We start from the raw sequence: 6598 nt of genomic DNA on the forward strand, positions 1-6598 counted from the left end.
GGGCGTCATGGCCTGCGCGGTATGCCCTGTGACGTGTATACTTGTCGCGTTTCTGAGGGCGGTTAGGCCGCTTTTTTCTGCATAGACCAAGAGATTGTGTTCGCGATGATCGATCAGCTGTTCGAATTCGTAATGAACCACCCCCTCCTCGTGGGGGCATTTTTGCTGGTGCTCATAGCGTGGATTGTTTATGAAACGCGTAGCGCCTCCTCGAATGCGGTGTCCTCTACCCAGGCCACTCAGCTCATCAACCGCGAAGACGCGGTGGTGCTGGACATTCGTGAGAGCAAAGACTTCAAAGCCGGACATATCGCTGGCGCTCGCAACATTCCCCAAAGCAGCCTTGATAGCCGCATGAACGAGCTGGATAAAGTGAAAGCCCAGCCGATCATTGTGGTCTGCAAGCATGGCCAAAGTTCGGGCGCTGCCCAGGCAAAGCTGGAAAAAGCGGGCTTTGAACGGGCGATGAAGCTGCGCGGCGGCATGCTGCAGTGGCAGGCCGATGGTCTTCCCGTAGTGAAGAAGTAAACGACGAAAGCGGCCTCTGGGCCGCACGCTTTTTTATTGAATGAATAACGAGGAGTCTCCCATGGCGGAAGATAACAACACCCCGCAGGCCGGTGCCGCTGAAGGCGAAAAGCCCCAGCTGAAATTCTCTTTACAGCGTATTTACGTGAAAGACATTTCCTTTGAAGCGCCGAACTCTCCTTCTGTGTTCAAGCAGGCGTTCAAGCCGAAGGTGAACCTGGACCTCAACACCACCAGCCAGAAAGTGGCCGACGACCAGTATGAAGTGGTCGTCAAAGTGACCGCGCAGGTCAACGACAGCGAAACTGGCACCACCTCGTTTTTGGCAGAAGTCGAGCAGGCGGGCCTGTTCCGTATTTCCGGCATCGAAGGCGCACAGCTTGAGCAAACGCTGGGTGCGTTCTGCCCTAACCTGCTGTTCCCGTACGCCCGTGAGTGTGTTGACAACCTGGTCAACCGTGGAGGTTTCCCACCGCTGATGCTGGCGCCGGTCAACTTCGAAGCCATGTACGCCCAGCGCAAGCAGCGCGAAGCGCAGCAGGCAAGCCAAGCGGCTGAGAACACGCACTAAGCTATGTCGGGTTCGCTAAACGCCGCTGGTTGGATCGCGCTACACGGCAAAATGCCGCGTCTCTATGTGCCTGCTGAGCTGTCAGCGGGCGCTACCTTAACGCTACCTGAGGGCCCTGCTAAGCACGTTACCCGCGTGCTGCGCATGGGCGAAGGCGCGCCGCTGATCTTGTTTGATGGCGCAGGCCAAGAGGCGGGTGTTCGGCTGGCGGAGGTGGGGCGTAAGCACACCACTGTTACTGTTGAGGCGGTGTGGTCAGGCAGTGGCGAGTCGCCGCTGGTGGTGCATCTTGGGCAAGCGATTTCCAAGGGCGACCGCATGGATTACGCCATTCAAAAAGCCGTTGAGCTAGGTGTGGCGGCGATTACCCCGCTGTATACCGAGCGGGGCGATGTGCGTTTGAAAGGCGACCGCGAAGAGAAAAAGCTGGCGCACTGGCAGGCCGTGGCGGCCAGTGCCTGCGAACAGAGCGGCCGGGCAGTGGTGCCGCCTGTTCACCCTCCGCAGGCGTTAGGTGAGTGGCTGGCCGAGCGCCAAGAGCCGCTGCGCTTGATGCTGCACTTAGCGACAGGTAACGGCTTTGCTCAGCCAGAGCGTCCCGCGTCCGCCGCACTGTTGATTGGCCCAGAGGGTGGCTTAAGCGATACGGATATTCAGGCCGCTATCGCCAGCCACTTTACGCCACTGACGCTGGGGCCACGGGTGCTACGCACCGAAACGGCTCCTGTTGTCGCGCTCACGCTGCTGCAGCACCACTACGGCGATTTGTAAGCGCTTACTATCAAACCGCTGCCGTGTTTGCTGCGGTAGCGGTTTTTTGTACCCAGCGCTGGCGTCATTCGACGCTGCTTTGCCTTGCTTAGGCAAGGTACCATAATGAAGATCTACTTCTTGTAAGGACGGCACCCATGGTCCGTGAGTCACACTCCACCCCCCGATCCGCCAGCGATGCGTCTGCCCAACTGGGCGATGTGGCCTATTTAACCGTGACGGCGGTGAACAGTACCGGAGCCTTTTTGCGCTGGGGGCAGCCTAAAGACGTGCTGCTGCCCTATAGCGAGCAGCGCTTTCGTCCCGACCCCGGCAAACGGGTACTGGTGATGCTGTATAGCGATGACCAGGGGCGGCCGGTCGCTACCATGCGTCTTGACCGTTTTTTGACGGACGACGCCTGGGCGCTAGAGAAGGGCGACGAAGTCGATGTGGTGGTGGCCGACCGCACGGACTTAGGCATGAAAGTAGTGGTCAATCACCGCTACTGGGGGCTGATCTATCAGGACGATATTACCCAACCTCTGCGCCGTGGGCAGTCGCTGAAAGGCTTTGTGAAACAGCGCCGCGAGGATGGCCGCGTGGATATTTCACTGCTACCGCCCGGCGCGGCCCGCCTGGATGTGGTGGGTGATAAAGTGCTGAAAGCGCTGCGTGAGAGCGGCGGCTATTTGCCGCTGGGTGATAAAAGCTCGGCGCACGATATCAAAACCCGCTTGGGAGTTAGCAAGAGCGCTTTTAAGCAGGCGATTGGCCGTCTCTATAAACAGCAGTTGATCACCCTGGCGCCGGATGCGATCCGCCTAGTGCCCGGTGCGCTCTCCGATACGTCGGATCAATAGCCGCGGTTGGAGCCGTGCCTGCAGTGCGGCATACTGATGACTTATTGATTCTGCATGGACTGTATTTCGATGAGCCAATCAACGTTGCATCTCGGTGTGGTGATGGATCCCATCAGCGACATCGCGTACAAGAAAGACACCACCTTAGCCATGCTGTGGGCCGCTCAAGAGCGCGGCTATACGCTGCACTACATGGAGCAGGACGACCTGTTCTTACAGGCGGGCAAAGCCTACGCGCGGATGCGTCCACTCACCGTGCACCGTAACCCAGAGCACTGGTACGACCTGGGCGAGGCGACTCAGCGTCCGTTGGCCGAGCTGGATGTTGTGCTGATGCGGAAAGACCCGCCGGTGGATGCGGAGTTTATTAACGCGGTGCATCTACTGGGCTTTGCCGAGCGCGAGGGCGTGCTGGTGGTCAACCCCACTGCTGCGCTGTTGCAGTGTAATGAGAAGCTCTTTGCCCAGCAGTTTCCCCAGTGCTGCGCGCCGACGGTTGTGGCGAGCCGTGATGATGTACTGCGCGCCTTTCATGCCGAGCACGGCGATGTGATTTTCAAGCCACTCGACGGCATGGGTGGCACGGGCATTTTTCATATCGGCCCCGATGGCCGCAATATTGGTGCGGTGATTGAGCAACTGACGCTGCGTGGCCAGCGCCAAATCATGGCTCAGCGCTACCTGCCGGAAATCAAGGATGGCGATACGCGGATTCTCTTGGTCGATGGCGAGCCGGTGCCGTTTGGCTTAGCGCGAATCCCTTCGGCGGGCGAAACCCGCGGCAATCTGGCCGCAGGCGGTCGCGGTGTGAGCCGTGAACTGACCGAGCGCGACCACTGGTTGATTCAACAAGTACAGCCGATGATTCGCGAGAAAGGTCTGATGTTTGTCGGCCTGGACGTGATTGGCGACTACATCACGGAAATCAACGTGACGAGCCCCACCTGTGTCCGTGAGATCGACGATCAGCGCGGCACCGATATTTCCGGAATGCTGTTAGACGCTATCGAACGTCGCTTGGCCTAATCGGTGAACGTTCTATTCGCCAAATGACGTAAGGCTTGCCGAGCCATCGGCAAGCCGTAGGAGACGCATGCAAAGCTTAAAACACCACTTTTTGATGGCGCTGCCCCACATGGAAGACCCTAATTTCACGGGCAGCCTGATTTATTTATGTGACCATGACCACAATGGCTGTATGGGCGTGATTGCCAACCGCCCGCTGGAAATTACCCTGGATGCGCTGTTTGAGCAGCTCTCACTCGGCGGTGACGACAGCCCTCACCGCAATGCGCCGGTCTACTACGGCGGCCCCATGCATAAAGATCGCGGCTTTATTCTTCACGTTGGCGACAGCCAAGCGTGGGACTCCAGCATCCAGGTGGAAGATGGCATTGCGCTCACTACTTCCATGGATATTCTCCAAGCGCTGGCGGATGGCACTGGCCCTGAACACTTTCTGGTGTGCTTAGGCTGTGCAGGTTGGGAAGCGGGTCAGCTAGAGGATGAGCTGAAAGAGAACGCCTGGCTAACGGTAGAGGGCCAAAGCAGCGTGCTGTTTGATACGCCTCCAGCCGAGCGCCTTACGGCCGCCGCCGGTATTCTCGGGGTTGATTTAAACCTAATGACGCGCAACGCAGGGCATGCATAAGCGTGCGGTTGGATGAGGCGTAAGTGGTATGGCAGATAACGGGCAGCGCCTGATCTTGGCGTTTGATTTTGGAACGCGGCGCATTGGCGTCGCCGTGGGTAACGAGCTGCTGCACAGTGCGCGGGAGCTGACGCCGCTGCCCGCCCGTGACGGCATTCCTGACTGGAACGTGGTCACACGCCTTATTGAAGAGTGGCAGCCAGATCTGTTCGTCGTCGGCTTACCGCTCAATATGGATGGGACTGAGTCGCTTATGAGTACCCGGGCGCGTAAGTTCGGCAATCGCCTGCATGGCCGCTACGGCAAACCCTGTGAGATGGTCGATGAGCGTGGCTCGACTCAAGAAGCCAAGCGGATTGCCCACACGGCGGGCCACCGAGGTAACTACCGAGAAGAGAGCGTAGACGGTATTGCCGCGGTGTTAATTTTGGAAGGTTGGTTCGCCCACCAGGAAGGCCTTCCCGGCGGACGGAGCGCTTACTAATCCAGCGCCGTATTAACGGTCTAGGGTGCCAGTTTGGGAAGGCACGAACCAGCGGACCGGGCGCAGGTCTTTCTCAATCAGGTCATCCACTTTTAGCAGCGTGGCAAAAATCGCCATCCGCATGGGGATACCATTATCGGTTTGGCGGAAAATCGCCAGCCGCGGATCGCCGTTCAAATCGACGTTCAAATCATTAGCGCCTGGGCGGCTATCGCGGGGAAGCGGGTGCATCACGATCGTGCTTTGGCTACAGCGCTGGTCAAGAAAATCACGGTTGACCATAAAGTCGTCGGAAAGCCCCTGGAAACTCTCGTTCATTTCATCCGTAAAGCGCTCTTTCTGAATGCGGGTGGTGTACACCACATCCAAATCGGCAAAGTCACTGGCCAGTGAGTCGCGTTGCTCAATGCGATGCCCGCGAGAAGCCACTAGATCAATTAAGTAAGAAGGCATCTCCAGCCCTGGTGGCGACACCAGCGTAATACGCAGCGGGTCATAGAGTGACAACAGCTTAATCAGTGAATGCACCGTGCGACCGTATTTCAAATCACCGGTCAGCAGAATATGCGCCCCGCTTAAGCGTTTGCCTAATCGCTGAAACTCCTTATCAATCGTATAAAGGTCCAGCAGGGCTTGGCTTGGGTGCTCGCCTGGGCCATCGCCACCATTAATGACGGGCACATGGGTGGCGGCGGCGAATTCGGCTACCGAACCTTGGTCTGGGTGACGCATCACAATCGCATCGCAGTAGCCGCTCATTACACGGCTGGTGTCGTAAAGCGACTCGCCCTTGGCCATGGAAGAGAAGGTAAAGCCTGTGGTGTCGCACACGCTTCCCCCCAGTCGGCAGAATGCGGCATTAAAGCTCACCCGTGTGCGAGTGCTCGCTTCAAAAAACAGGTTGCCCAACACTGCACCTTCCAACACCCGCGTGACTTGGCGGCGGCTAGCAATCGGCTCCATGCGTGCCGCCACGCGTAATAAGTGATCAACGCTCTCGCGGCTTAATGAATCGACAGTTAATAGGTGCTGGCTCATCATGGACCTCATCTTTAGTGGGCGTGGGTGAAGGTGGCGCTGTATAAAGTGCTAAGTGTAACCGCCAAACTAGACGTGCCGAAGCGGTTTCCATTGCTCTATAAAGAGGGCAAATAAGGCGGCAGGAACTTTTTTCGACTATTTGATAATTAGCCCTTGCCAACCCGGCCGCGAATCCGTAAAGTACGCATCCGCTGCCGGGGACGCCCAGCGTTGCCAGCGGTGAATGAGGTTGAAAAACCTCTGGTTTGTCAGGAAGTTAGAGCCGTCTTGTTGTCGTTTGGATCGCTCGCTTCACTTGCTGAAAACAGTAGTTGACAAACGCCAGGAAGTGCGTAGAATACGCCTTCCTCGCTGAGGCAACACGGTTCAGGTCACCGAGCCCGTCGCAGCGAACTCAAGAAAGTTGCTCTTTAACAATTTGATCAGGTAATTCATGTGGGCGCTTGCCGATGAGGGTGATAAGTCACCAAATATCAAGGCAAGCGGTCATGAGAACGAAAGTTTGAATGAATTCGTTTGAACCTTGAGCCAAGTTTGATGCGCTTTTGTTACCTTCGGGTGAGGAGTAAGCATCACAATGATTTTAAACTGAAGAGTTTGATCATGGCTCAGATTGAACGCTGGCGGCAGGCCTAACACATGCAAGTCGAGCGGTAACAGATCCAGCTTGCTGGATGCTGACGAGCGGCGGACGGGTGAGTAATGCATAG

General features: G+C 57.1%; 8 protein-coding genes and 1 rRNA gene. 8 read left to right on the top strand and 1 reads right to left on the bottom strand.

What is annotated here, in order from left to right:
- Positions 1 to 105 precede the first annotated feature (105 nt).
- The 7 genes from NH344_RS13425 to ruvX all read left to right on the top strand — a co-directional run bounded on the left by NH344_RS13425 (position 106) and on the right by ruvX (position 4847).
- A complete protein-coding gene (locus tag NH344_RS13425; protein ID WP_253028011.1) occupies positions 106 to 528 on the top strand; it encodes a rhodanese-like domain-containing protein in 423 nt (140 codons plus the stop codon).
- Between the two features lie 61 nt (positions 529 to 589).
- Entirely contained in the window at positions 590 to 1099 is a 510-nt protein-coding gene (secB, locus tag NH344_RS13430; RefSeq protein WP_044628537.1) for a protein-export chaperone SecB, read from the top strand.
- A gap of 3 nt (positions 1100 to 1102) precedes the next feature.
- Positions 1103 to 1870, top strand: coding sequence for a 16S rRNA (uracil(1498)-N(3))-methyltransferase (locus NH344_RS13435; RefSeq protein WP_044628536.1), 768 nt, complete (start codon positions 1103 to 1105; stop codon positions 1868 to 1870).
- Positions 1871 to 2007: 137 nt separating this feature from the next.
- Positions 2008 to 2712 (top strand): S1-like domain-containing RNA-binding protein, encoded by a 705-nt coding sequence (locus NH344_RS13440; RefSeq protein WP_137094175.1) that lies wholly within the window; start codon positions 2008 to 2010, stop codon positions 2710 to 2712.
- Positions 2713 to 2781: 69 nt separating this feature from the next.
- A complete protein-coding gene (gshB, locus tag NH344_RS13445) occupies positions 2782 to 3738 on the top strand; it encodes a glutathione synthase (protein WP_172415796.1) in 957 nt (318 codons plus the stop codon).
- Between the two features lie 67 nt (positions 3739 to 3805).
- Positions 3806 to 4363: a YqgE/AlgH family protein gene (locus NH344_RS13450; protein WP_137094176.1), complete on the top strand. Its 558-nt coding sequence runs from the start codon at positions 3806 to 3808 to the stop codon at positions 4361 to 4363.
- 28 nt (positions 4364 to 4391) lie between these two features.
- The gene (gene ruvX, locus NH344_RS13455; protein WP_044628532.1) at positions 4392 to 4847 is read left to right on the top strand and encodes a Holliday junction resolvase RuvX; all 456 of its coding nucleotides are present in this window, start codon (positions 4392 to 4394) and stop codon (positions 4845 to 4847) included.
- A 12-nt stretch (positions 4848 to 4859) separates the two neighbouring features.
- Here the strand turns inward: ruvX and NH344_RS13460 are convergent, their stop codons facing one another.
- Positions 4860 to 5885, bottom strand: a complete 1026-nt coding sequence (locus tag NH344_RS13460) for an aspartate carbamoyltransferase (protein WP_044628642.1) — start codon at positions 5883 to 5885, stop codon at positions 4860 to 4862.
- Positions 5886 to 6473: 588 nt separating this feature from the next.
- On the opposite strand from NH344_RS13460, the gene NH344_RS13465 reads away from it, so the two are divergent.
- Positions 6474 to 6598 (top strand): 16S ribosomal RNA (locus tag NH344_RS13465); the annotation flags it as partial.

Origin of the sequence: Halomonas sp. Ps84H-12 (assembly GCF_024124725.1) — a bacterium.
Lineage (GTDB): Bacteria > Pseudomonadota > Gammaproteobacteria > Pseudomonadales > Halomonadaceae > Vreelandella > Vreelandella aquamarina.

Bases quoted from the DNA above. Each gene is read 5' to 3' on its own strand.
- secB (WP_044628537.1), top strand. From the start codon at position 590: ATGGCGGAAGATAACAACACCCCGCAGGCCGGTGCCGCTGAAGGCGAA.
- gshB (WP_172415796.1), top strand. From the start codon at position 2,782: ATGAGCCAATCAACGTTGCATCTCGGTGTGGTGATGGATCCCATCAGC.
- NH344_RS13460 (WP_044628642.1), bottom strand. From the start codon at position 5,885: ATGAGCCAGCACCTATTAACTGTCGATTCATTAAGCCGCGAGAGCGTT.
- NH344_RS13435 (WP_044628536.1), top strand. From the start codon at position 1,103: ATGTCGGGTTCGCTAAACGCCGCTGGTTGGATCGCGCTACACGGCAAA.
- NH344_RS13425 (WP_253028011.1), top strand. From the start codon at position 106: ATGATCGATCAGCTGTTCGAATTCGTAATGAACCACCCCCTCCTCGTG.
- ruvX (WP_044628532.1), top strand. From the start codon at position 4,392: ATGGCAGATAACGGGCAGCGCCTGATCTTGGCGTTTGATTTTGGAACG.
- NH344_RS13450 (WP_137094176.1), top strand. From the start codon at position 3,806: ATGCAAAGCTTAAAACACCACTTTTTGATGGCGCTGCCCCACATGGAA.
- NH344_RS13440 (WP_137094175.1), top strand. From the start codon at position 2,008: ATGGTCCGTGAGTCACACTCCACCCCCCGATCCGCCAGCGATGCGTCT.